Consider the following 21,897-nt stretch of genomic DNA (forward strand, 5'->3'; position numbering starts at 1 on the left):
AGTGTTGCTCCTTTTTTATTTCTTGTGACATAATGCGACAAAATTTGAGCCGTAGCTTTGTTAAGATGTGCTTGGGAATCTTAATATATATGTAATGGAAGGTAGTTGAATATAAAAAAGTTAAGGACACTTGTTTGAGGGAGTGCTGTGGTATTCAGTTTAGTAGTCTGTCATAGTAAGACAGGTGATTCTGTAACAGGGAAAGGCGGGGATACATACGAGTATACGGTTGCGGCGTTTGGAGTATGAAACTGATTGTCGCCAGTTGGATAAAAATAGCAACGGAGACTTTGGAGCAAGTATATGGGATAATGTCGCCGGAAATTTGCTGTAGGTAAAACACAAATAGGAATGAAGTAAGGAGCAGATATTCAAAATGAAACGTACAACAGAATTTGTATTAGGACTTATTGGTGGTATTTTCGGTATTTTATGCGCGTTTATTGCGTTATTTATTGGTGGGCTTGGTTCTGCTTTAGATGCGGATGGAGCGAATACACTTATCGGTTTAGGCTGGGGAAGTGTTCTTCTCTCTATAGTAGGAATTTGTGGATCTGTTGTAGTGAAGAGTAGAGCCAAGCTTGGCGGTGCGATGATGACAGTGGCTGCAGTTGGTGGATTAATTTGTATTTCTTTCTTTTATATTTTACCGGCCATTCTCCTGTTTATTGGCGGGTTAATGGGGATTTTGCGTAAAGAGAAAAAGCTAGTTTCCGCATAATGACGGTGAACTGTTACATGCAGTTCATCTAGTCTATGTAAAATAATAGGTTGAAAATCTAAATACCCGACTATTATATGAAATAATAGTCGGGTATTTGTTTTTTCTAATGAACCTAGACATGTGTGGTTACCTACTCCACATTCTTCTTATAACTAACCCGCAATAACCCCTTAAAATCCACCGCAGCAATCAACACACTTAACAATATAAGCGTCGCCCCTAAGTACCCTTTTCCTGTGAGTGTTTCACCTGTGAAGAAGAAGGCAAAGCCTGCTGAAAAGACAGGTTCTAATGAAAAGATAAGTCCTGTATGTGTGGGCGTCGTGTATTGCTGGGCGATAACTTGCACAATGAATGCGACGGCGGTGCAAAATATGCTTAAGGCTAAGATGATTAGCCATGAGTCGATAGTGCCAGGAAGTTTTGGGGTTTCCATAACTAATGAAAAAATAAGACTAAATAGGCCGACAAAACCGAGTTGTACTACCCCAAGTGCAATTGAATTTACATGTTTTGTTACGTTTCCAGTAATGATGACGTGAATCGCATAAAATAAGGCAGACAGTATGCAAAATATATCGCCGTTACCGATCTTGAATTCACTAGTTAATGTTAATAAGCCGATTCCTATTATCGTTAACACAATTCCTAATATAACTTTTTTCTCAGGAATGTGTTTTAAAAATATAGCTGATAATATTGGAATGAAAATGACTGTGAGACATAGTAAGAAACCGGCATTAGATACACTTGTATACTTTGTACCGAAAGTCGCGAAAATGTAGACGATAAATAAAACGGAAGCTAGTATAAAAGAATATTTTACAGTTTTAAGATCAATTTTGAATAAGTGTTTGTAAAATATTAAACCTGATAAAAGAAAGGCAATAATAAATCGTAATGCGATTAAATTATATTCTTCTATGCCATCAAGTCCAAGCTTTGTAAGTAGGATGGATGCACCCCAAAAAAATGTAACTAGTAGTAGCATTAAATCAGCTTTTAATTGAATTTTCATTTCTATTCCCTCGTTATGTATAATTTATGATCCCATACCCCTATCCCCATTGTTTATTTTAATATTAATTCTGAATATTTGGAACAAAAATTTATCGACGTTTTATTTCATAATAAAAAGGCTATTTTATAATCCGGTTCAATCGGTTTATAAAATAGCCTCTTTTCATTTAAAAGTTCCTATCTAGCAACAATCCAAGCTGCTTTGCAACAACTTCTGGCGGATCGGGAAGTCCTTTCATGAAATAGGTTTCGATTAATGAGTTGGTGGAGGCACTTATCCATTTTTATCGTTGTTTTTAAAAGAACAGATAAAGATGCCTTTCTACATTTCTTTCGTTATATCATACTGCAATAATTGCCGTTGATCATAAAATTTCTCAAAAACGATGCCCATTACATAGAAGAACAATAGACCAAAGCAAATGTGAATGAGTGTAAAGGTAGCTCCAAATGAAGAAAATTCATACACCATAATTGGTAATTTTGCAGTTGTCCAAACGCCTAAGAAAAATACGATGTACCTAATACTTGCGCCTTTTTTTAATAGTAGTGCTGCAATCGGAAAGGCAACATAGAGGGGACCAGCTGCAATTCCGCCTAATAATAGAGAAAATAAGATGCCATATATGCCGGACTTTTCTCCCATGTATTTCATTAGCGTTTCTTTCTTCACCCACTGATCAAGTAACCCTACAAATACTAGGACAGGGGGGAGTAGAAACAACATATCTAAAATGCTATTCCCCGTTAATTGTAATGCGCTCCATCCTAAAGATTGGTTTATAAAAGTTAATAAGAGGAGCCCAAACAGTAATATGAAAAAGAAGCGATATCTTTTTAGTTCCTTCATACCATCACCACCCAAATAATATATGAGAATAGGAGTGACATGAGTAATGCAGATGCATTACGAGCGTAAGCAAAGCTTCGTCCGAATATCTTTTGTTCCATTGGCAAGGTTGTCATTCCTACTGACATTAATGTAGACATGAGTGCCGCAACTTGAGGAAGCCCTGCGCCGTGCTGTATTAACGTATTACCAAGTGGGAACACGACAAAGCTTGGAATGAGTGCCACAGATCCGAGTATTGCTGAATAAATAATACCTAAGAATCCGGACTGTTCTCCAATGATAGAAGAGATAAAGGACGGTGTTAAGATAGAAAGTGATAGTCCGACGAAAAGCATAATGGAGAGCATGGCAGGGAGAAGGTTTTGAAATATTTTCCATGATTTTAATAGGGCAGCTTTCGTTTTATTCCGATCCTTCATAAAAGAAATCCCCGTAAGAATAATGGCCAAAGTGTAAAGGATAGCGCCATTAATCATGATAAGATTCCTTTAAGTCTTTATATTTGTCTAAGAAAAATGATAAGTTTTTCATTTTTTCCTCAATATCCATTTGAAAATCTGCTAATTGTTCTTTTCCGGCTGTAGTAATTTTGTACATCTTTCTCGGCTTATCTGGAACGGATGTACTTACATAAGATTCAATAGCACCTTCGTTTTCTAATTTCTTCAGCGTACGGTAAAGGATGGCACTATCGATTGGATTGACCGGAAGTTCTTCTTCACATTTCTGAAGTAGTTGCCCGCCATAGTTATCACCTTCTGCTAAAAATAACAAAAGAAATGCACCTGTATGTCTTCCTGTATGTTTCATGAATATACCTCCTAGAGTGAATTGGAATATATACTGTTAATGACAGTATACTGTTGTTAACAGTGTATGGTGCATGAAGTGCTATGTCAATTTTAAAATGTTGATTAGTGCAAAGAATAATCCCTGTTCTAATCTTTCTAAATAAAAAAATAAAAGCCTACTGTTTTCTTGTGACAGTGGCTTTCATAGTTGGTAAACTACTATATTACGCTTAGGGAATCTCGCCTTTTGATAGTAACACATATAGGTTAGTTGCATATTGAGAAATAAAAAAAGACACTCTCAAGAGTGCCTCTTATTAGCAGCCGATTCCGCCGCCCCAACAGCTAGCTCCAACGATGATTAATAAAATAAAGAGCACAACAAGTAAGGCGAATCCACCGCCAAAACCACAGCCTCCACCACAACTACCACCATAGCCCATATTAACTCCTCCTTCCATAAAGTCCATATATTAATGGATTTATTTCACTTTATGTTTTTACGGATAAACTTGAGCAGGTCCTTTTGAAAAATAAAAGTACTCGGTATTTTAAGAGAGTTGACGACCTTATTTTTGTCACGAGTATTACGCTTATTACATATGGTATTTTATTCTGTGCATTGGGGGAAAGGAGATCGTTATGGCTAATTCTGAGATGATATTACGTTTACTTACGGATTTAAAGATTGAGCAGCAAGCATTAAGAGAGCAGTTGGAGAAAATGCAAACAGCTTTGACTATTCTTGAAGAAAAATCAACTACTCCTGAAGAAAAACCAGCTGTTACAAAGCAGCGTGGACATTCTGGGTTTCCAACATCTTTTCGTGATTGGAGAGCATCTTCTCAAAAGAATTAAGGAATCTTGTTATAGTAAGTTATACAAAGTCACAAATGAAAAAGTACAGTTTACTGTAGTTAATACAGAGGCTGTACTTTTTGTTATGTTAGTATAAGGTGTGATAGGCGGTTTGTATTTTCTTTGACTATTCCACCTTTAACTCGATCCCTTTATCCAACATATCTCCATTAATTTTCAAAGTTAATCCTTGCGTTTTTTTCGGTACATCGAATACAATGTTCCCTTCTAAATTTTCACTAGGATTAAGAACACCAAATTTAAATGTAGCAGTATTTGCAGCTTTAAGTACTAATTGAGATTCATTAGAAATGTGATATTCTCTTCCGGTACTATCAATTAATTTAAAGTTGTTGCTATTTAGTGTAATGGGTTCCTCGTGACCATTATGTACTCTGACGTCTAATACTTTAAATACACCTTGTGCTTTAACTTCTCCATTACCTATAACATCTAATGAATCGACAGAGCCTATTGATATGTATACACCAGAAGAATCTTCATGGGTGGGAAGCTCTTTTTGAGGATCCTTGTTGCTAAGTTCATCATTTTTTGTTTCTTTAGAAGTCTCCTGTTCGTTTTTCGTGTTACTGCTAGATGTATCATGTGAACTGCAAGCTGATAATCCAAACAAGAATGTGCTACATAATAATGATGTTACTAACTTTTTGTTCATAGTTTGTTCCTCCAAAATAGAAGTACTTTTATGGGTGCCATAATGATTTGATAAATCTATATTTTTCTTTATATGTATTAAATGGTGCACCTTATTATATTGGTTTTGGAATTAAAAGGAAACTTGATGTAAATAAAAAAGACACTGTGAAGTGTCTTTTTTATTTAAGTTATGCGCATTACTTAATAAGACGTTAGTTACTCATCCTGAACATGAGTAACTATGTAGGGTGATTTAATTATAACATTTTAACCAGTAATGGGTCTATATGGAATTTGTTTGATGATTATGTTTGATTATTCGAAATTACAAATATAAAAAAGCACCGATGCTTGGAATGATGAATCGATTTACAGCCGCGATACTCGGTGCGATTATTATGTATGAAATTGAACACCATGATTTCATGTGGACATTTGCAGCTGGAATTATGGGTGGGTATTTCTTGATTATAATTAATTTAGGATATTACAGCATGAGAGATGCGAAGAAATAAAGTGCTGTGTAAATAACTAATTTGGATGACTTGAATGTATAAACCTAAAAACTTTCCTTTATAGAGAGCTTTTTATTACAAAGAAAAGACACCCATATAAGAGTGTCTTTTCCAATAGTTTTTTAGCAGAAGCAAGAAGCTCCAACAATGATCAATAAAATAAACAATACAACTAATAAAGCAAAGCCGCCACCACAACTACTACAACTACCACCAAATCCCATAATAGTTCCTCCTTTAATAAGAGGGGAAAACAAGGGTACACTCATGTATTTTAACGGATTCAAATTACTTTATGTTTTTTACGCAATAATTGAGCAGGTCCTTTTGAAAATAAAGAAAAGACACCCTAAGGTGCCTTCCTCCGACTTGAACCATCTTAATTTTAATAATATTGGACTCCCGTCCGAATATTATTTTACCATGTTAAGTTGTTTTTGGAAATATGCTATATCGATAATTACAATCATACCATTAATAAGAACCCCATAAATGATAAACCATTCCACTAACAAAAAACAATAATCCTAAAAACAAAACAATTAAAGCAAGTACTCCATTTTGATTATGTTCCATAAAACTAGCTCCTTTTAGATTTATTTTTATCCCGCTATTTGTGGGCAGTAAAACTCCCACCTCAAAATTCAGGTGGAGCAAAGAAGTTAGGTGGGAGATAAACTGCCCGTAAACGCCCGATTGGTGAAGGCTAATAATCAGTGGGGGGATGAACAAAACCCCCACTGATTAAAGTTTCACTTTATATACAAAAAAGCCTTTAGTCGTAATTATGGCTAAAGGCTTTGAGCATTATACTTGTCACTTTATAAAATCTTATGAGAAGAATTTATAATGTTTTTTTATCAAATTTGAAACTGAAAATGTACTAGCTTGATAATGAAGCCTGGCTATTAGAATTGAAAAATTTTAGTTTTATTATAATTAATAGGAATGAAAGTAGTGTGAATATAAATCCGCTCCAAATAAGCTGGTGAATACCTAGGTTTGAAATGAACCAGCCTCCAATAGTTGTTCCTAGAGTAATTCCGAGATTTGAGAACGAAACGAATAGACTATTACCAAATTCAGGTGCTTCTTTTGCTTCGCTTATTAACCATGTTTGACCAACAATTAATCCACCAGCATGTACGATTCCCCAAATGAATACGATAAAAATCATTGGAACAAGGTAGGAACCTAAATAATAAACCAATATGTAAACAACAGAATATAGAATAGGGAATGATATTACGGTATTTATTATGCTTTTTTGCAGGAGACCACCAAATAAATGATTACCTAAAATCATAACTATACCAAATATGAATAGCATGATACTGATGAGAGATCCATTCATGGAAGTTACTTTTGCAAGGTACTCGGCGAAGTAGCTGTATACGGAAAACATGGCTGCAAAAAGGAATGTGACGGTTAAAATATTTAACCATAATCCTGGTTTGCCAAGTATACGAATTTGTTTGCCGAAAGACATTTTTTCTTTAACAGGCATAGAAGGAAGTAGGATTAGTATTCCAATGAATGCAAGTGTGTTAACGAACGCTCCGAATAAGAAAGCAACTTCGAGTGAAAATTGGTCTGCAAGGTAAGAGGTTAGTGGTACACCTAAAGCAAAGCCAACAGTAATTCCCATGAAAACTTTTGTAACTGCTTGACCGCTCTTTTCTGGAGGGACAAGTTTAGCAGCTGTTACAAGAGCGATTGAAAAGAAGAGTGGATGAAGCGCTGCCGGTAAAATACGAAAAATAAGCATGATTTCAAATTGTGTTGTATAAGCGTAGATTATATTTGAAATAACAAATATGAAAATTGCTGTTAATAAAATTATTTTGCGATTAATACTAGAGACGAGCAGAATTAAAAACGGACCAGAAATAGCAACAACTAGTGCAAATATACTTACTAAAAATCCAGCTTGTGTAGTTGAAATTCCGAATTTTTGAGTGATTTGTGGTAATACGCCGACAATACCCATCTCGGTAGTAATAATTCCGAACACACCTATTGCGAGTGTCAGAATAAGTAAAGGATTTACTTTTTTCATTTATAAAACTCTCCATTCATATCAGTATTTTGAAAGTTAATTCATTAACAAAGAAGCATTATTACAAGCATGATTGGATGCCAATATTATCAGGACTATGTAATTTGAAATACAATAACAGATATCTAAATAACTAGATATGATATGTTAAAAAATTTTCTCCTTTCCATGTTTCTTGCTTTTATAGGTAGTGCAACTTTATAAAAAAGTAATTGGATACCTGTAAAAAAGCAGAATCTGTGAAAGCTAATAATCAATTGATTATTAGCTTTCATTTTATAATTCGTTTTGGACGTATTCAGAAAACTCTCGTATTGTTTTTTCATTTCGACGATAGTATGTCCATTTTCCAATTCGGTCAGATTCTAGTAAGCCTGCTTTTTTCATAGTTAATAAATAACTAGAAATAACCGATTGGGCTAAGCCAGTTTTAAGCTGGATATCTCCTACACATACTCCAACTTGAAAGTTAAGGCCTTGTTCTAGATAAGGCTTTTCATCGAAATGGTTTTCTGGATTTTTCAACCATGATAAAATTTGACATCTTGTTTCATTTGACAATGCTTTATAAATTAATAAAGGTTCCATAAGGATATTATATCTACTTTTATAGATTTGTAAATGGGTTTTGGTGATTTTAAGGGAAGAAGGTATATGTGATCCCCTTAAATAGGAATAAGGTGCTCTTGATCTGTACCCTTTGTAAAGGACATTCCAAAAAAGTTAGGCAACCTCAAGAAGATGATTTCTGTATGCTGATATGATCCCCTTATAGTAGACAGTTGAAAGAAAGTTACTTTACTGTTTATTATGGAGGGGATTTTTTATGGGGAAAATTAGAAGAACTTTTTCAATTGATTTTAAAATGAAAGCTATTGAATTGTACTTACATAGAGGAATTGGAAGTAAGCTAATTGGAAAGGAATTAGGAGTTACATATTCAGTTGTAGATAGATGGATTAAAAAATATAAAAATGAGGGTATTCTGGGCCTACAAGAAAAACGTGGAAGATCTAAACAAACAAATGAAATAAGTCAAGATGCTAGAATACAACGATTAGAAGCGGAAAATGCATACTTAAAAAAGCTATTAGATACGAAAAGGGGGATGAGATCAAAAAAAGTAAATCAGTAGAATATGAGGTCATTCATACCTTAAAACAAAATTTTTCAATTGTATTGCTTTGTGAAATTGCAGGTGTTTCAAGAAGTGGATATTATAAGTGGAAAAAAAGAATCAACAATCCCTCTGAAAAGATGAAAGAGGACCAATTTATCATGTCTAAAATAGGAGAATGCGAACGAGATCCAGATATAAATGGCAGCTATGGTTACCGAAGAATTTGTATATGGCTCAAAAAGTATTATGGTTTACAGGTAAATCACAAAAGAGTATATCGTTTAATGAGGAGAATGGGGCTACAAGCTAAGATTCGAAAGAAAAAGTGGCGGCATTTTGGTTTAAAAGAACAATGCGTCGTGTCGGAAAATCTGTTAAACAGAGAGTTTTCAACTACAAGACCAAATGAAAAATGGGTTACAGATATAACTTATCTTACCTTTAATAATAAGCGCATATATCTTTCAGTGATACTAGATCTTTACAATAACGAAGTTGTGGCCTACCAAATGAGCGAATACAACAATTTAAAATTAGTTACAGATACAGTCAATAAAGCCTTAAGAAAAAGAAAAGCCTGCGAAACAGTATTACATAGCGACCGAGGTTATCAGTATACGTCAAAAAAATATAACCAATTACTTAAAAAGCACAAAATAACTGTGAGTATGTCTAGGAAGGGAAATTGTTACGATAATGCATGTATAGAGAGCTTTTTTAGTCATTTTAAGGCAGAATGCTTTTATAGACATACCTTTTATGAAAAGGCAGAAGTTTTTAAGGCCACTAAAAGATATATAAGCTATTACAATAACAAAAGATTTCAAAAAAGATTAAACAACCTTAGTCCTATTGAATTTGGAACTAAGGCTGCTTAATGAAAAGGCACCTAATCTATTACTGTCTACTTGACAGGGGTAAGACCAAGATTGTGAAGTTACCTTATTAAACTAACGGGTGATTTTTTGGAGGGAAATATTGGGGATGTAGATTTTTTTAAACAAGTAGTAAAAAGACTTTGCAACTAATAAAATAATAAGGTTTACTTCAGTAAAATAAGGTATAGTATATTTGTTGAATAGATTCTCTTTAAAGACAAGAAAAGTAGGTGAACAAAGTGGGAAAATATCAATTGGATTACAAAGGTCAGGCAGCTGTGGCAAAGTTTCATGAAAAACAGACGCCTGCCAAATTTGATAAAAAGCAGCAACTTGAAAAATTGCGTGCGGAGTATTTGAAAAAGAAGCAAAAACAAACAGATAAATAATATGTTACGTTTTTCCCGATTTTCTGTATATGGTGCAAACACAAGAAAATAGGTAAGTTATTCATCGTTCAAATATATACAGGCTATTTTTTCAAACCTCTTACTTATGCAACTAACGCATGCGTTAGTTCATTAAGAATAACTAAAGAAGTCGATTCCTTGAGATGGAAATCGGCTTTTTTAATAAGTGACATTTCCTTAGCGTCAGGAAAATGCGGATTTACAACGTTAAGGAGTTTACAATATTAAAAAGTCCAATTTCTCGGTATTAAGAAATTGGACTTTTTTCGTTACTTTGGAAAGGCGCCCTTTTATTGAATAAGAATTTTCTTTAAATCGCAGCGTGAATGCTGTGTTATATGACGTACCCGATTTCTTCGAGTTACTTTACACTGCTTTTCTGTTTCAATTTTCACTTCAGTAATGTATATTTCATTAAAGGCTTTTTATAAAACATCACTTACTTATTTGTTACCGAGTTGTTCCGCCAAACCGATTAGAAGTCCTTCGGTTCCACGAATGTAGCAGAGACGATACGAGTCCTCGTACTGAACAACTTCGCCAACGAGCTGAGCACCATACTTAGTAATAAGTCTGGATACCATTTCGTCAATGTCTTCAACGGTGAACATGACGCGTAGATAACCGAGGGCGTTTACAGGAGCAGTCCGGTGATCTGCTATAGTAGGTGGGGTGAGAAATCGCGAAAGTTCAATTCGGCTGTGGCCATCTGGGGTAACCATCACAGCAATCTCTACGCACTGAGAACCGAGTCCCGTTACATGGCCAGCCCATTCACCTTCGACAGTGGCTCGCCCTTCGAGGTTCAAGCCAATCTCCTCGAAGAAAGAGATTGCGTCATCAAGGGATTCTACAACGATGCCGACATTGTCCATTCTTAGTAATTTGTTTTTTGCCATAGTTTTATCTCCTTATGTGTAAAAATTTATTATCTGGTCCTCTTCATAATTATTCTGTTACAAATTCCTTCCAAACAAAAAACACTTTGTCGCAATTCATGATAACAAAGAAAAGTCACAGTATAGGAAAATGTGAAATTGGGTTTTCGGGTATGTCATATAGCATCTTGTTAACGAACAACACTTCGTAAACCCTCTACTATTGGAATATTCGCGAACCTTATTTCGTGAATGCCATCATGTTCAAATAGTTTCAAAAATTCGATACCGTAGTTGCTATACGATAAAACAACTTCGACTTCCCCACAAAATATTCCTGCCCTGTACTCCATTAAATGGTCCTTTAAGGAATAAGGAATGATTATTTGTTCCCTCCGATTTCGTTCAATTGCTGAAATTGCCTTGAAGGATTTTGCCTAGTCGAACTGACACGAATATAACCGATTTTCCGCAAAATATCACCTCGTTTTGAGACAAATCTTATGAGACAATCATAACTATGATTTTATATATGCTTCATCGGTTAAAGTACTACGAGGCTGTTTTTTATGTAGTTTGCTCACTTGTAGGTGTGATGTTAATTTATTATCCAGCTGTATTTGGAAGACCTGTAATCCTCCAATGAGGTGATTAAGATACTGTCAGATAATATAAATATAGCAAATTAGTTCATAAAACAATTGGAAAAGGTTATAATGGTGCATTTAATGTATGGCATTTCCGTAAAGATACAGGGCATCATTATGTGTTGTGCAAGGGTATAAAGTTCAATATGGGGCGTGCTTCTAAAAGCTATTAAGATAGGTAGGTGTAAATGTGTTACGTGTTCAATTATCTCAATACTTACTAAAAGAGTCTCAATCTGCTCTTCATCCAGATGGAAAACGAGTGTATATGTTAAATGATGAAGGGTTATCACCTTATCCTATCTATTTAAATTATCCTATTATGATGGGTGTGGGAACGAATTGGAATCAGCATAAAGGATTTGAAGAAATCATTAAAGGATTTATAGGCGTAATTAACAAATTTCCTATGTATATGTTATTTGAAACTTATTTGTGTAGGGACTTTATTGAAGGGTTTTTAGAAGAGAATAAATTCCCGTTTGAGCTGGTTTTTACTAATAAGAAAAGGGATACGAACTTTTTTAACGTGTTAATTACTAATAGTGATGATATAACTACACTTATGAAGTATTTCTTCCAATCAGCACAAGATTCCCTCTATACGGTATTAAGTTATTCAGCGGGCTGTAAGATTATCAGCAATAATACTGAGGAGATTGGATTAAAGGCTGACAGTTTCTATCCAAGCTTTTCATTTATGTATGATGCGCAAGAATTATTTATTATTGGTGGGGAAGAAAAATGGTCAGATATCCATTATATAAAAAGATTTTTCCATCTTGAGCAGATTACAGATGAGCTAACTATTGATTTAAGAAAATGAATTTAATGATGATGTGTGTTTTAATTATATAAGTCTTGGATCTAAGGAATTAAAGTTAGTTGAGCAACTTTGTGTAGCGGAAGGATTATGTGTATGTCACACCACACTAAAGACCGAAAGTGATAAAGTGTTGTGTAAATAACTAATTTGGATGACTTGAATGTATAAACCTAAAAACTTTCCTTTATGGAGAGCTTTTTTATTACAAAGAAAAGACACCCATATAAGAGTGTCTTTTCCGATAGTTTTTTAGCAGAAGCAAGAAGCTCCAACAATGATCAATAAAATAAACAATACTACTAATAAAGCAAATCCTCCAGAAAAACCGCAGCTTCCGCCGCAACTACCACCAAATCCCATAATAGTTCCTCCTTTAATTAAGAGGGGAAAACAAGGGTACACTCATGTATTTTAACGGATTCAAATTACTTTATGTTTTTTACGCAATAATTGAGCAGGTCCTTTTGAAAATAAAGAAAAGACATCCTAAGGTGCCTTCCTCCGACTGGATAACGACATTTCATGTATTGGATTGTGGGAACTGGTGGATAAATTGCAAATTTGTTACCAACCACTCACTCCAACATCCGCCTTCAACCACTCCACCCAATCCAAATCTTCTACCTTAAGCAAACTGAGCGAAACACCTTTCATATCTAAAGAAGTGAGAAGGGTACCAACCTTTACGAATTTAACTTGTAAGCCTTCCAGCTCACATAAACGGCGAATGTCGTTTGCGAAAATGTATTGTTCCATTAATGGTGTCGCACCTAGTCCATTAATGAGGATGGCGAAGTTGTCGCCTTTTCTCCAGCGATAAATGCTTTTTAGTTTGTTCATCAGTTCGATCGCTAATATTTCAGAAGAAGATAGTGCTTCTTTACGGTAACCTTTTTCCCCGTGGATACCAACGCCGTAAAACACTTCATCATCATTTAATGTGAATGAAGCTTTTCCTTGTACTGGATCATTTGCAGGTGAAAGAGCGACTCCTAATGTGTGTAAGTTTTGGATGACAGAACGGCCAAGTGCTGTTAGTTCTTCTAAAGAATGTCCTTCAAGAGCGGCTGCGCCTAATATTTTTTGAACGAAAATGGTGCCCGCTACGCCGCGTCTTCTTTTATTAAAAGAAGCATCATCTTCAATTGAAACGTCGTCATTTACGATGATGTGGTCAATTTGTCTTCCTTCTTCTTTGGCGATTTGTTCTGCAGCTAAAAAGTTTTCTACGTCATCTTTAAAGTTTTTAATGATGAATAAAATACTTTTATCTTTTGGTATGAGGCGAGTTGCCGCTGCAATTTGTTCGACTGTAGGCGGAGTGAAGATACTTCCGTTTACTGCCGCTGTAAGCATTTCTTTTCCTACATAACCTATATCAGCAGGTTCGTGTCCGCTACCACCGCCGCTTATAAGGACAACGTTTTGCTTCATTTTTTCGATATCTTTTACATAAATGATGTTATGTGTTTCGTCATAGTTTACTTTGTCGTTATGTTCAAAATAAAAGCCATGCAGCATATCTTGAACAATATTTTGTACATCATTCATAATCTTTTTCATTGCTTTGGCCACCTTATGATTACTTTGCTGATTGCTCAAGTAAAAGTAGTAATTGATTGTTTATCATATTTTTCATGAGAGAAGACATAATGGATGGATCTACTTCACATTTACTTTCAATCCAATCTTTTATCGTTCCAACGAAGCCGTGACTATAAAAGGAGGCAATCGTATTTTTTGTTTCAATAGAAAGAGTTAATCTACAGCTCATAGATAGTTCATCAATAATCTTCATATATAAGTTTTTCGTATGCTCAAATAAATAGTGATTGAACGAGTTTTGTTCAATGACTTTAAAAGCATTTCGGTAAAATTTTTGATTTTCATAAAAGTAATCAAATAATAAATCAAAAATGTTTTCCCATGTTTCATAGTCGAGAAAGTCTATAATGTTTTCTTTCGTTTCTTCTCTATAAATCCAGCTTAATAGTTCAAATTTATCTTTAAAATGATAATAAAAAGTTTGCCTACGCATTTGACAGTGTAACATAATATCGCTCACTGATATTTTATGAAACGACTCTGTTTCCATTAAATGTTTCAATGAATTCGCGATTATCTTTTTAGAAATTATAGAAGAGGTCATCTTAATCATCCCTAGAATGTTAGTAATATAAGGCTGTTTTCTCAAAGATTGTTGCTGTTAAAACTAAAAGGCAGATTTAATCTACAAAACGTGTAGAATACTTTGCTATAATCAACCCAGGATATATAATTATGGTTAATCGAAAGGAGGGATAATAATGAAACAAGTAGCTCTCCATCATTTGCACAAAGAGCATAATAAACGAATAGCAGAATTTCATAAAAACCACGAAATTGAAATTCAGCGTGGTGAAAATGGGAACGGTTTGTTAGCTAAATGGGAAAGATTTTTTTATAACAAGGTAATTTCCCCTCTAAAGAATGTGAAATAATACCTACCTATTAAATGAATTGTCATCCTTGTACAGTTCATTTTGTATCGCATTTTAAGTCAAATACGCATTAATCTTTTTTTCTTATTCAACTAAACTGCTCCGTTAGTTACATAACAATAAACCACTGAATCTACCTAAAAAGCATCTGATTAATGATGCTTTTTATCTTTTCTTAATGCTTCAACTGTGAAATAGTTAGATTTTTGACAAGCTGAAATAAGCATTTGCTCTACTCGATTTTCAAATGCTAAGTTTTTATGTAACTCAAGCCAACGATACCAGTAGAGGTAACTATCCAAATAATACGTATCTCCACATTATTGAACGCCTCCTGAAAATGCATTATATTCAACCATAATCAGTATTTTCAAGAGAGCAACAATCTATACGAAAACAGCCTAATATAAAAATCCTATCCATAAATGAGAGCGGTGTCTTTAGACAGATTGTCCTTTTTGTCCGTTTACTATAAAACGCTTTCATTTTAACATGAGTAGTAAGAAGAAGATTTCAAATATATCACAATATATTAAAGGAATTGAGGGAGAATCACAATGAAAAAGATTATAAACAAACCAGAAACATTAGTAATGGAAATGTGCAACGGAATGGTTATGGCTCATCCAGAGCTTGAGCTTTTGAAAAAATATAAAGTGATTAAGAAGAAAGAAATGAACGAAAATAAAGTAACGTTAATTAGCGGCGGTGGTAGTGGTCATGAGCCAGCACATGCAGGATTAGTTGGAAAAGGAATGTTAGATGCGGCAGTGTGCGGAGATGTGTTTGCTTCTCCTTCACAAATTCAGGTATATCAAGCGATTAAAGAGACGGCAAGTAAAAAAGGTACGTTATTAATTATTAAAAATTATAGCGGCGATATTATGAATTTCAAAAACGGTGCGCATTTAGCGACTGAAGATGGAATTGAAGTAGACTACGTAAAAGTGGACGATGATATTGCGGTAGAAGATAGTCTGTACACAGTAGGACGCCGCGGCGTTGCGGGAGTTATTTTCGTTCATAAAATTGCCGGCGCAGCAGCGGAAGCAGGTATGGATTTGGGAGCGGTGAAAGCTATCGCTGAAAAGGCAGCTGCTAACGTGCGTACAATCGGTTTAGCGTTAACTTCTTGTACAGTTCCAGCGAGTGGATCACCTACTTTTACACTTGCGGAAGATGAAATGGAATACGGCGTAGGTATTCACGGCGAACCAGGTATTAAACGCGAAAAAATGCTGTCAGCTGATGAATTAGCTAACCGTATGACAAATGATTTAATGAAAGATTTAGGAGTAAAAGATGGCGAGGAAATCGCGCTTCTTGTAAATGGTTTTGGCGGCACACCACTGCAAGAACTTTACCTATTTAACAACGCAGTTACGAGAGAATTAGCTGCTAGAAACATTAAAATTAATAGAGTATTCGTCGGTAACTATATGACGAGTATTGATATGGCGGGTATGTCTTTAACAGTAATGAAATTAGATGACGAGCTAAAAACATTACTATCGAAAGAGTGTAATACACCAGCGTTTAAAGTAGATGGACCAGTTGAAAGTGTAGAGTATGTTAATGTGCTTGAAGATGTAGAAGAGAAGGAAGTTTCCTTTGAAATAGAAACAGCGGAAGAGCACGCTGTTATGAAAGATAATGTAATTACATTAAACAACATGATCTATCTCGTTGATAAAATGAGTGACATCATTATTAAAAATGAAGTACCGTTCTGTGAGTTAGATACACATGCAGGTGACGGCGACTTCGGAATGAGTGTGGCGAAAGGATTTAAGCAATTAAAGCGTGATTGGAGTTCTATTTTAGGAAAAGAGAATGTAACGATCGGATCATTCCTTGACGGTTGTTCGATGATTATTATGGAACATTGCGGCGGCGCTTCAGGTCCAATTTGGGGCGGTGCGTTCCGCGCAGCTAGTAAAGCAGCAGGCGAAAGACGTGAGCTAACAGTAGGAGAGTTCGCTGAAATGTTACAAGCAGCACTTCAAGGTATACAATCTATCGGTGAAAGATCGTTCGGAAGAGGAGCGGTAGTTGGTGATAAAACGCTTGTTGATGCACTTGCTCCATGTGTAGATTCTTGGTTAGACAGTGCATCAAACGAAGTAAACGTGAAAACTGCCTTTGAAAAAGGAGCAGAAGCAGCGGTTAAAGGCGCAGAGTATACGAAAGAAATCGTAGCTCGCATGGGCCGCGCTGGTACAGTTGGTGAAAGAAGCTTAGGATATCCTGATGCAGGTGCACATGCACTTGGGGTTATCTTTACGGAGATTTCGGGTAGTTTGAGATAGAAATTAGAAGATCCCTTCTACCTTAAGGTGGAGGGGGTTTTTAATATAGTTGAATGATATATTAATGTGGTTTAGAAGCAAATCAATTACTTTAGTTGCAAATGATTTCGGTGCAGAGTTCAAGGTTAAATGGGCTGAAGTTAATAAGTAGTCTGCTATATGTCGTTTAAGAAAGGGCACTCCATTGAGGGAGTGCCCTTTTCGTAATTAATGGTGTTAACGGATAAAAAACTCTTTGTATTACCAGGAGTCACCGTGGCTGGATTGCATGTACATAATTGTACTAGATTTAGTCGAATCAACTTGTTCCTTAGATTCTGATTGTGAAGGGAATGCTAATCCTATAGATAAAGCAGCTGAAAGGGTTAAACCTAAAATCGTTCCGAAAATTTTCTTCATTATTTCAACGCTCCTTTTTCGAAAGTTTTTTCTTTAGCTTGATGACTAAGATAAAAGTATTTACTAGCTTTTAAGTCGTTACTTTCTTCGTAAAACTTAACTGCTAATTTTTCAGTGTATTCTTGTGTGTAATTATAGAGTTGTTGTGTGTCGAAAAATGAGATAGCTTCCAAGAAAAAAACTTTTTCAATAATTTTCTGATAATTTAAAGGGTAATTAGAATATAAATAGAAATTCAACTAGGATTCCTTAGGTGGTGATCATTTATTTATTGTCAAAAAATAAGTGAATCGAGCAAGTATGACTATTGCACTTAAAATAAATAACAGCCTTTTTGTAAAATGAATCTACATAAACTGATTCAGAATCTTATAAGAATCTATTTATTCAAATAACAAACAGCCCAAGTTCCAATGAGGAACTTGGGCTGTTTGTATGTTTTATTTTCTTAGTATTGTAAATAAGCATTTTACTCCATCGTCATCAAGATAAAAAAACAAGTGATCATACTTTATGGTTGTGTAAAAAACTTGAAAAAAAAACATAAACCAGCAGAACCTTTGTATTTTGCTATCCTACGCATTTCACCCTGCACAAAAAAATATTTCTCAACATTTTATTTGTTGAAAAAGATTGAATATTCTCTATAAAGAGAATATTATGTTGCTATCGGCAAAAAAAATGATAATTCGCAGACACTGGGGAGGAAATACATTGAAAAAGAATAAGAAGTTAAAACCTTTATCAGTTTTAGCAACAGCGGCAGTACTAAGTAGTAGTTTTGCTTTTGGAAGTCATGCAGCTTATGCTGAGACACCACCAACATCATCTCTACCAATAGATGAGCATTTAATACCGGATGAGCGTTTGGCAGAAGCGCTAAAACAAAGGGGAGTAATTGATCAATCTGCATCACAAGCTGAGATGTCAAAGGCTGTCGAAAAATATGTTGAGAAAAAGAAAGGGGAAAACCCTGGTAAAGAAATCTTGACAGGAGATAGTCTTACGCAAGAAGCTTCTGATTTTATGAAAAAAGTAAAAGATGCAAAAATGAAGGAAAATGAACAGGCGCAGCAGCCTACAGTAGGGCCAGCAGCTGGACAAGGTGCTGGATTGAATTCTAGTAAATTAAATGGAAAAGTACCTACTGCACCAGCGAAGCAAGAAGAGTACAACGGTGCTGTTCGAAAAGATAAAGTACTTGTTTTACTTGTAGAATTTAGTGATTTTAAGCATAACAATATTGATCAAGAGCCAGGATACATGTATTCTAAGGACTTTAATCGTGAACATTATCAAAAAATGTTATTTGGTAATGAACCATTTACGTTGTTTGATGGATCGAAGATTAACACATTTAAACAATATTATGAAGAACAATCTGGCGGGAGCTACACAGTTGATGGAACTGTAACGGAATGGCTTACTGTTCCAGGGAAAGCTTCAGATTATGGTGCGGATGCGGGCACTGGTCATGATAACAAAGGTCCTTTAGGGCCACGTGATCTTGTGAAAGAAGCATTAAAAGCAGCGGTAGCAAAAGGAATTAACTTAGCAGACTATGATCAATTCGATCAATATGATCAAAATGGTGATGGAAATAAAAACGAGCCAGATGGCATTATTGATCATTTAATGGTTGTACATGCTGGCGTGGGTCAAGAAGCTGGCGGCGGTAAATTGAAAGATGATGCGATTTGGTCTCATCGTTCAAAACTTGGATCAAAACCATATGCGATTGATGGCACAAAATCTTCTGTTTCAAATTGGGGCGGAAAGATGGCTGCATACGATTATACAATCGAGCCTGAAGATGGAGCAGTTGGTGTGTTTGCGCATGAGTATGGTCATGATTTAGGCTTACCAGATGAGTACGATACAAAGTATTCAGGACAAGGTGAACCTGTTGAGTCATGGTCTATTATGAGCGGCGGTAGCTGGGCTGGAAAAATTGCAGGAACAGAGCCAACAAGTTTCTCACCACAAAATAAAGAGTTTTTCCAAAAGAATATGACGGGCAACTGGGCGAATATCGTTGAGGTAGATTATGATAAACTTCGCACAGGAGTCGGTGTTGCAACATATTTAGATCAAAGTGTTACAAAATCAAAACGACCAGGAATCGTTCGTGTTAACTTGCCAGACAAAGATATCAAAAATATCGAATCTGCATTTGGTAAGAAGTTTTATTACAGTACAAAAGGAAATGACATTCATACAACACTTGAGACACCAGTATTTGATTTAACAAATGCAAAAGATGCTAAGTTCGATTATAAGGCATTCTACGAACTTGAAGCGAAGTATGATTTCCTTGATGTATATGCGATTGCAGAAGATGGAACGAAGACACGTATTGATAGAATGGGCGAAAAAGATGTAAAAGGCGGCGCGGATACAACTGATGGTAAGTGGGTTGATAAAACTTACGATTTAAGCCAATTCAAAGGGAAAAAAGTAAAACTGCAATTTGAGTATTTAACAGATATTGCAGTAGCTTATAAAGGATTTGCGTTAGATAATGCAGCATTAACTGTAGATGGCAAAGTTGTTTTCTCTGATGATGCAGAAGGCCAGCCAGCAATGACGTTAAAAGGATTTACTGTATCTAACGGATTGGAACAGAAAAAAAATAACTACTATGTAGAGTGGAGAAATTACGCTGGTTCTGACACGGCGTTACAACATGCGCGTGGCCCAGTGTTTAATACAGGAATGGTTGTATGGTATGCGGATCAAAGCTTTACAGATAACTGGGTAGGCGTTCATCCAGGTGAAGGATTCTTAGGAGTAGTAGATTCTCATCCAGAGGCAATCGTAGGTACATTAAACGGACAACCAACTGTGAAGAGCAGTACGCGTTATCAAATTGCCGATGCGGCATTCTCATTTGATCAAGCGCCAGCATGGAAAGTGAATTCGCCAACTCGCGGTATCTTTGACTATAAAGGATTACCAGGAGTTGCAAAATTTGATGATTCTAAGCAGTACATCAACAGCATGATTCCAGATGCAGGACGTAAGTTGCCGAAACTAGGATTGAAGTTTGAAGTAGTAGGTCAAGCTGAAGACAAGTCTGCAGGTGCAGTTTGGATTCATCGATAGAATAAGGTGAAATTAAGAGGGAGCTGCCTCATAAGTTGGTGAAACCGACTTATGGACAGCTCTATTTTTATTGTGGAAACGAGGCAGTTTAGTTTAGGAACCAGTTTGTTGGAAAGGAAGATATAAAATTCATTTTCAATAAAAACGAAAAAGTTATGTTACAAAAAGGAATGGGCCTATTAATTATATGAAGAAAGGCATGTATTGTGTTATTAGACAAAAATACTTGATACACGAATGTTACCGTCACTCGCTTTCCTCATTATTATAAGCTAATAGTGGTTCGTACATCATTATAGCGTGATTCTCCGTTACATATTGGTCTTCTATAAACTGTTTCTGTTGATTATATACTCTACGTTGAATAACATTATGTCGTATATAACCACCCCAGTATGCAGATTGGATTGAGTGTTCTTTTTCATATACTTCATATTGATAAAGCTGCGGATGGGTAACTCTCCATTCACCGACTAAATGCTTATCTGTAATATAAAGGTGAAGTTGATACGATTGGTCCGTTTCATTTTTGATTTGTAAATCCAAATAGTTATAAGAACAAGTTGCGCCGCTTCCAAATGGTTGGGTCCGCTTGGAATCAGGAAAGACATCAAAACTATGACGATATCGCTCTGTTACTGTCAATGGTGTATGTAAGGTCATCCAATATATTAAATTTGAAAGCTGACAAAGCCCTCCTCCAATGCCTGCTTGAAAAGATCCATAGTGTAGTATCATGCCCTCTACATACCCTTTTCTCCTCGTAGGCTTACCTATTAAACGCCAGTAAGAGAATGTTTCTCCCGGTCTAATGACGATACCATTTAGTTGTTTAATAGCAATCTTCAAATTAACAACTTTATTTTGTTGATACCACATATCTACATCTTTGAGCTTACGAAGTAGTATCGTTCGGTGCTGAATCGCTGTATAGGGTAACTTTTCTTGTTGAAACGTTTTTGCATATGTTTTTCCGTCTGCTAACCACTGAATGTACCTCTTTGTAGAGTAATACCATGTCCCTAGTAGAATGCGATACTTAGACCGCTGTTTAGGACGTAAGTTCACTAAATTCATTTTATTTCCTCTCTCCATCAATAAGTTGTACTTTTTTTAGCTGCATAATAATTAACATAAATAGATAAAAGACGCAAAAGAACAGGATAATTAATCTAATGGGGACTTTATTTTTTCCATTTTTAAATTGCTTATAGTGATGTGAAAATCCGCTTCAATACGATAAATTCAAATAACACATTATAAATATAAAGGACAATCTTAAATAAAAAATAATGAAAATTAAAGAAATTCTAAAGTATTAATATGTTTTTACTAAATATTGATTGATAATAAGTTGTTTTTTGAGAC

Annotated in this window: 24 protein-coding genes and 4 pseudogenes; 11 read left to right on the top strand and 17 right to left on the bottom strand. The window is 35.3% G+C overall.

What is annotated here, in order from left to right; genetic code table 11:
* Positions 1 to 376: 376 nt before the first annotated feature.
* Positions 377 to 721 carry a DUF4064 domain-containing protein gene (locus MHI07_RS04850; protein ID WP_078175145.1) on the top strand — a complete coding sequence of 115 codons (345 nt, stop codon included), beginning with the start codon at positions 377 to 379 and terminating at the stop codon, positions 719 to 721.
* A gap of 133 nt (positions 722 to 854) precedes the next feature.
* Here MHI07_RS04850 and MHI07_RS04855 read toward each other — a convergent pair whose 3' ends face one another.
* The 5 genes from MHI07_RS04855 to MHI07_RS04875 form a co-directional block, all read right to left on the bottom strand.
* The gene (locus MHI07_RS04855; RefSeq protein ID WP_340822253.1) at positions 855 to 1,742 is read right to left on the bottom strand and encodes a DMT family transporter; all 888 of its coding nucleotides are present in this window, start codon (positions 1,740 to 1,742) and stop codon (positions 855 to 857) included.
* Positions 1,743 to 2,066: 324 nt separating this feature from the next.
* Positions 2,067 to 2,594, bottom strand: coding sequence for a permease (locus MHI07_RS04860; RefSeq protein ID WP_078175143.1), 528 nt, complete (start codon positions 2,592 to 2,594; stop codon positions 2,067 to 2,069).
* A complete protein-coding gene (locus MHI07_RS04865; RefSeq protein ID WP_078175142.1) occupies positions 2,591 to 3,073 on the bottom strand; it encodes a hypothetical protein in 483 nt (160 codons plus the stop codon). Before MHI07_RS04865 ends, MHI07_RS04860 begins: the two co-directional genes overlap by 4 nt.
* Complete coding sequence (locus tag MHI07_RS04870; protein ID WP_002202937.1) at positions 3,066 to 3,407, bottom strand: PadR family transcriptional regulator; 342 nt, start codon at positions 3,405 to 3,407, stop codon at positions 3,066 to 3,068. Before MHI07_RS04870 ends, MHI07_RS04865 begins: the two co-directional genes overlap by 8 nt.
* A 298-nt stretch (positions 3,408 to 3,705) precedes the next feature.
* Positions 3,706 to 3,831: a YjcZ family sporulation protein gene (locus MHI07_RS04875; RefSeq protein WP_000540378.1), complete on the bottom strand. Its 126-nt coding sequence runs from the start codon at positions 3,829 to 3,831 to the stop codon at positions 3,706 to 3,708.
* Between the two features lie 199 nt (positions 3,832 to 4,030).
* Between MHI07_RS04875 and MHI07_RS04880 the strand changes: the two genes are divergently transcribed.
* Positions 4,031 to 4,246 carry a hypothetical protein gene (locus tag MHI07_RS04880; RefSeq protein ID WP_002159059.1) on the top strand — a complete coding sequence of 72 codons (216 nt, stop codon included), beginning with the start codon at positions 4,031 to 4,033 and terminating at the stop codon, positions 4,244 to 4,246.
* Positions 4,247 to 4,373: 127 nt separating this feature from the next.
* On the opposite strand, the gene MHI07_RS04885 is transcribed toward MHI07_RS04880, so the two are convergent.
* Positions 4,374 to 4,922, bottom strand: a complete 549-nt coding sequence (locus MHI07_RS04885) for a DUF4352 domain-containing protein (RefSeq protein ID WP_078175141.1) — start codon at positions 4,920 to 4,922, stop codon at positions 4,374 to 4,376.
* A 310-nt stretch (positions 4,923 to 5,232) separates the two neighbouring features.
* Between MHI07_RS04885 and MHI07_RS04890 the strand changes: the two are divergent.
* Positions 5,233 to 5,418, top strand: a pseudogene (locus MHI07_RS04890) (ATP synthase I); the annotation flags it as partial.
* Between the two features lie 122 nt (positions 5,419 to 5,540).
* Here MHI07_RS04890 and MHI07_RS04895 read toward each other — a convergent pair.
* The 3 genes from MHI07_RS04895 to MHI07_RS04905 all read right to left on the bottom strand — a co-directional run bounded on the left by MHI07_RS04895 (position 5,541) and on the right by MHI07_RS04905 (position 8,065).
* Positions 5,541 to 5,642 (bottom strand): YjcZ family sporulation protein, encoded by a 102-nt coding sequence (locus tag MHI07_RS04895; protein ID WP_000505688.1) that lies wholly within the window; start codon positions 5,640 to 5,642, stop codon positions 5,541 to 5,543.
* A 659-nt stretch (positions 5,643 to 6,301) separates the two neighbouring features.
* The gene (locus MHI07_RS04900) at positions 6,302 to 7,477 is read right to left on the bottom strand and encodes an MFS transporter (RefSeq protein ID WP_340822259.1); all 1,176 of its coding nucleotides are present in this window, start codon (positions 7,475 to 7,477) and stop codon (positions 6,302 to 6,304) included.
* Positions 7,478 to 7,753: 276 nt separating this feature from the next.
* Entirely contained in the window at positions 7,754 to 8,065 is a 312-nt protein-coding gene (locus MHI07_RS04905) for an ArsR/SmtB family transcription factor (protein WP_002159054.1), read from the bottom strand.
* A 238-nt stretch (positions 8,066 to 8,303) separates the two neighbouring features.
* Here MHI07_RS04905 and MHI07_RS04910 point away from each other — a divergent pair, with 238 nt between their 5' ends.
* The 3 genes from MHI07_RS04910 to MHI07_RS04920 all read left to right on the top strand — a co-directional run bounded on the left by MHI07_RS04910 (position 8,304) and on the right by MHI07_RS04920 (position 9,864).
* The gene (locus tag MHI07_RS04910) at positions 8,304 to 8,612 is read left to right on the top strand and encodes a helix-turn-helix domain-containing protein (protein WP_078175295.1); all 309 of its coding nucleotides are present in this window, start codon (positions 8,304 to 8,306) and stop codon (positions 8,610 to 8,612) included.
* Entirely contained in the window at positions 8,591 to 9,475 is an 885-nt protein-coding gene (locus tag MHI07_RS04915; RefSeq protein WP_254866035.1) for an IS3 family transposase, read from the top strand. The genes MHI07_RS04910 and MHI07_RS04915 overlap by 22 nt, the downstream gene beginning before the upstream one ends.
* 239 nt (positions 9,476 to 9,714) lie before the next feature.
* The gene (locus tag MHI07_RS04920; RefSeq protein ID WP_002069316.1) at positions 9,715 to 9,864 is read left to right on the top strand and encodes a hypothetical protein; all 150 of its coding nucleotides are present in this window, start codon (positions 9,715 to 9,717) and stop codon (positions 9,862 to 9,864) included.
* 464 nt (positions 9,865 to 10,328) lie between these two features.
* Here the strand turns inward: MHI07_RS04920 and MHI07_RS04925 are convergent, their stop codons facing one another.
* Positions 10,329 to 10,784: a VOC family protein gene (locus MHI07_RS04925; protein ID WP_002159053.1), complete on the bottom strand. Its 456-nt coding sequence runs from the start codon at positions 10,782 to 10,784 to the stop codon at positions 10,329 to 10,331.
* A 532-nt stretch (positions 10,785 to 11,316) separates the two neighbouring features.
* On the opposite strand from MHI07_RS04925, the pseudogene MHI07_RS04930 reads away from it, so the two are divergent.
* Both MHI07_RS04930 and MHI07_RS04935 read left to right on the top strand, forming a co-directional pair.
* Positions 11,317 to 11,409 (top strand): annotated as a pseudogene (locus MHI07_RS04930) (VanZ family protein); the annotation flags it as partial.
* 191 nt (positions 11,410 to 11,600) lie between these two features.
* A complete protein-coding gene (locus tag MHI07_RS04935; RefSeq protein ID WP_340822265.1) occupies positions 11,601 to 12,236 on the top strand; it encodes a hypothetical protein in 636 nt (211 codons plus the stop codon).
* 249 nt (positions 12,237 to 12,485) lie between these two features.
* Here MHI07_RS04935 and MHI07_RS04940 read toward each other — a convergent pair whose 3' ends face one another.
* The 3 genes from MHI07_RS04940 to dhaS form a co-directional block, all read right to left on the bottom strand.
* Positions 12,486 to 12,596 carry a YjcZ family sporulation protein gene (locus tag MHI07_RS04940; protein WP_000505686.1) on the bottom strand — a complete coding sequence of 37 codons (111 nt, stop codon included), beginning with the start codon at positions 12,594 to 12,596 and terminating at the stop codon, positions 12,486 to 12,488.
* A gap of 204 nt (positions 12,597 to 12,800) precedes the next feature.
* The gene (gene dhaQ / locus MHI07_RS04945; protein ID WP_340822268.1) at positions 12,801 to 13,799 is read right to left on the bottom strand and encodes a DhaKLM operon coactivator DhaQ; all 999 of its coding nucleotides are present in this window, start codon (positions 13,797 to 13,799) and stop codon (positions 12,801 to 12,803) included.
* A 19-nt stretch (positions 13,800 to 13,818) separates the two neighbouring features.
* Entirely contained in the window at positions 13,819 to 14,385 is a 567-nt protein-coding gene (dhaS, locus tag MHI07_RS04950) for a dihydroxyacetone kinase transcriptional activator DhaS (RefSeq protein WP_002202924.1), read from the bottom strand.
* A 157-nt stretch (positions 14,386 to 14,542) separates the two neighbouring features.
* On the opposite strand from dhaS, the gene MHI07_RS04955 reads away from it, so the two are divergent.
* Positions 14,543 to 14,716 (top strand): hypothetical protein, encoded by a 174-nt coding sequence (locus MHI07_RS04955; protein WP_016103924.1) that lies wholly within the window; start codon positions 14,543 to 14,545, stop codon positions 14,714 to 14,716.
* 152 nt (positions 14,717 to 14,868) lie between these two features.
* Here the strand turns inward: MHI07_RS04955 and MHI07_RS04960 are convergent.
* Positions 14,869 to 15,027, bottom strand: a pseudogene (locus MHI07_RS04960) (IS1595 family transposase); the annotation flags it as partial.
* Between the two features lie 246 nt (positions 15,028 to 15,273).
* On the opposite strand from MHI07_RS04960, the gene dhaK reads away from it, so the two are divergent.
* Positions 15,274 to 17,025 (top strand): dihydroxyacetone kinase subunit DhaK, encoded by a 1,752-nt coding sequence (gene dhaK, locus MHI07_RS04965; RefSeq protein WP_340822274.1) that lies wholly within the window; start codon positions 15,274 to 15,276, stop codon positions 17,023 to 17,025.
* A gap of 240 nt (positions 17,026 to 17,265) precedes the next feature.
* On the opposite strand, the gene MHI07_RS04970 is transcribed toward dhaK, so the two are convergent.
* A complete protein-coding gene (locus MHI07_RS04970; RefSeq protein WP_088077832.1) occupies positions 17,266 to 17,424 on the bottom strand; it encodes a general stress protein in 159 nt (52 codons plus the stop codon).
* Positions 17,424 to 17,597: pseudogene (locus MHI07_RS04975) on the bottom strand (hypothetical protein); the annotation flags it as partial. The pseudogene MHI07_RS04975 and the gene MHI07_RS04970, both read right to left, overlap by 1 nt.
* Before the next feature lie 541 nt (positions 17,598 to 18,138).
* Between MHI07_RS04975 and MHI07_RS04980 the strand changes: the two are divergent.
* Positions 18,139 to 20,529, top strand: coding sequence for an immune inhibitor A domain-containing protein (locus MHI07_RS04980; protein WP_340822279.1), 2,391 nt, complete (start codon positions 18,139 to 18,141; stop codon positions 20,527 to 20,529).
* Between the two features lie 246 nt (positions 20,530 to 20,775).
* Here MHI07_RS04980 and MHI07_RS04985 read toward each other — a convergent pair whose 3' ends face one another.
* The gene (locus MHI07_RS04985) at positions 20,776 to 21,606 is read right to left on the bottom strand and encodes a VanW family protein (protein WP_078179746.1); all 831 of its coding nucleotides are present in this window, start codon (positions 21,604 to 21,606) and stop codon (positions 20,776 to 20,778) included.
* Positions 21,607 to 21,897: the final 291 nt, after the last annotated feature.

Origin of the sequence: Bacillus sp. FSL H8-0545, from assembly GCF_038006105.1 — a bacterium.
In the GTDB taxonomy this organism is placed as follows: Bacteria; Bacillota; Bacilli; order Bacillales; family Bacillaceae_G; genus Bacillus_A; species Bacillus_A cereus_U.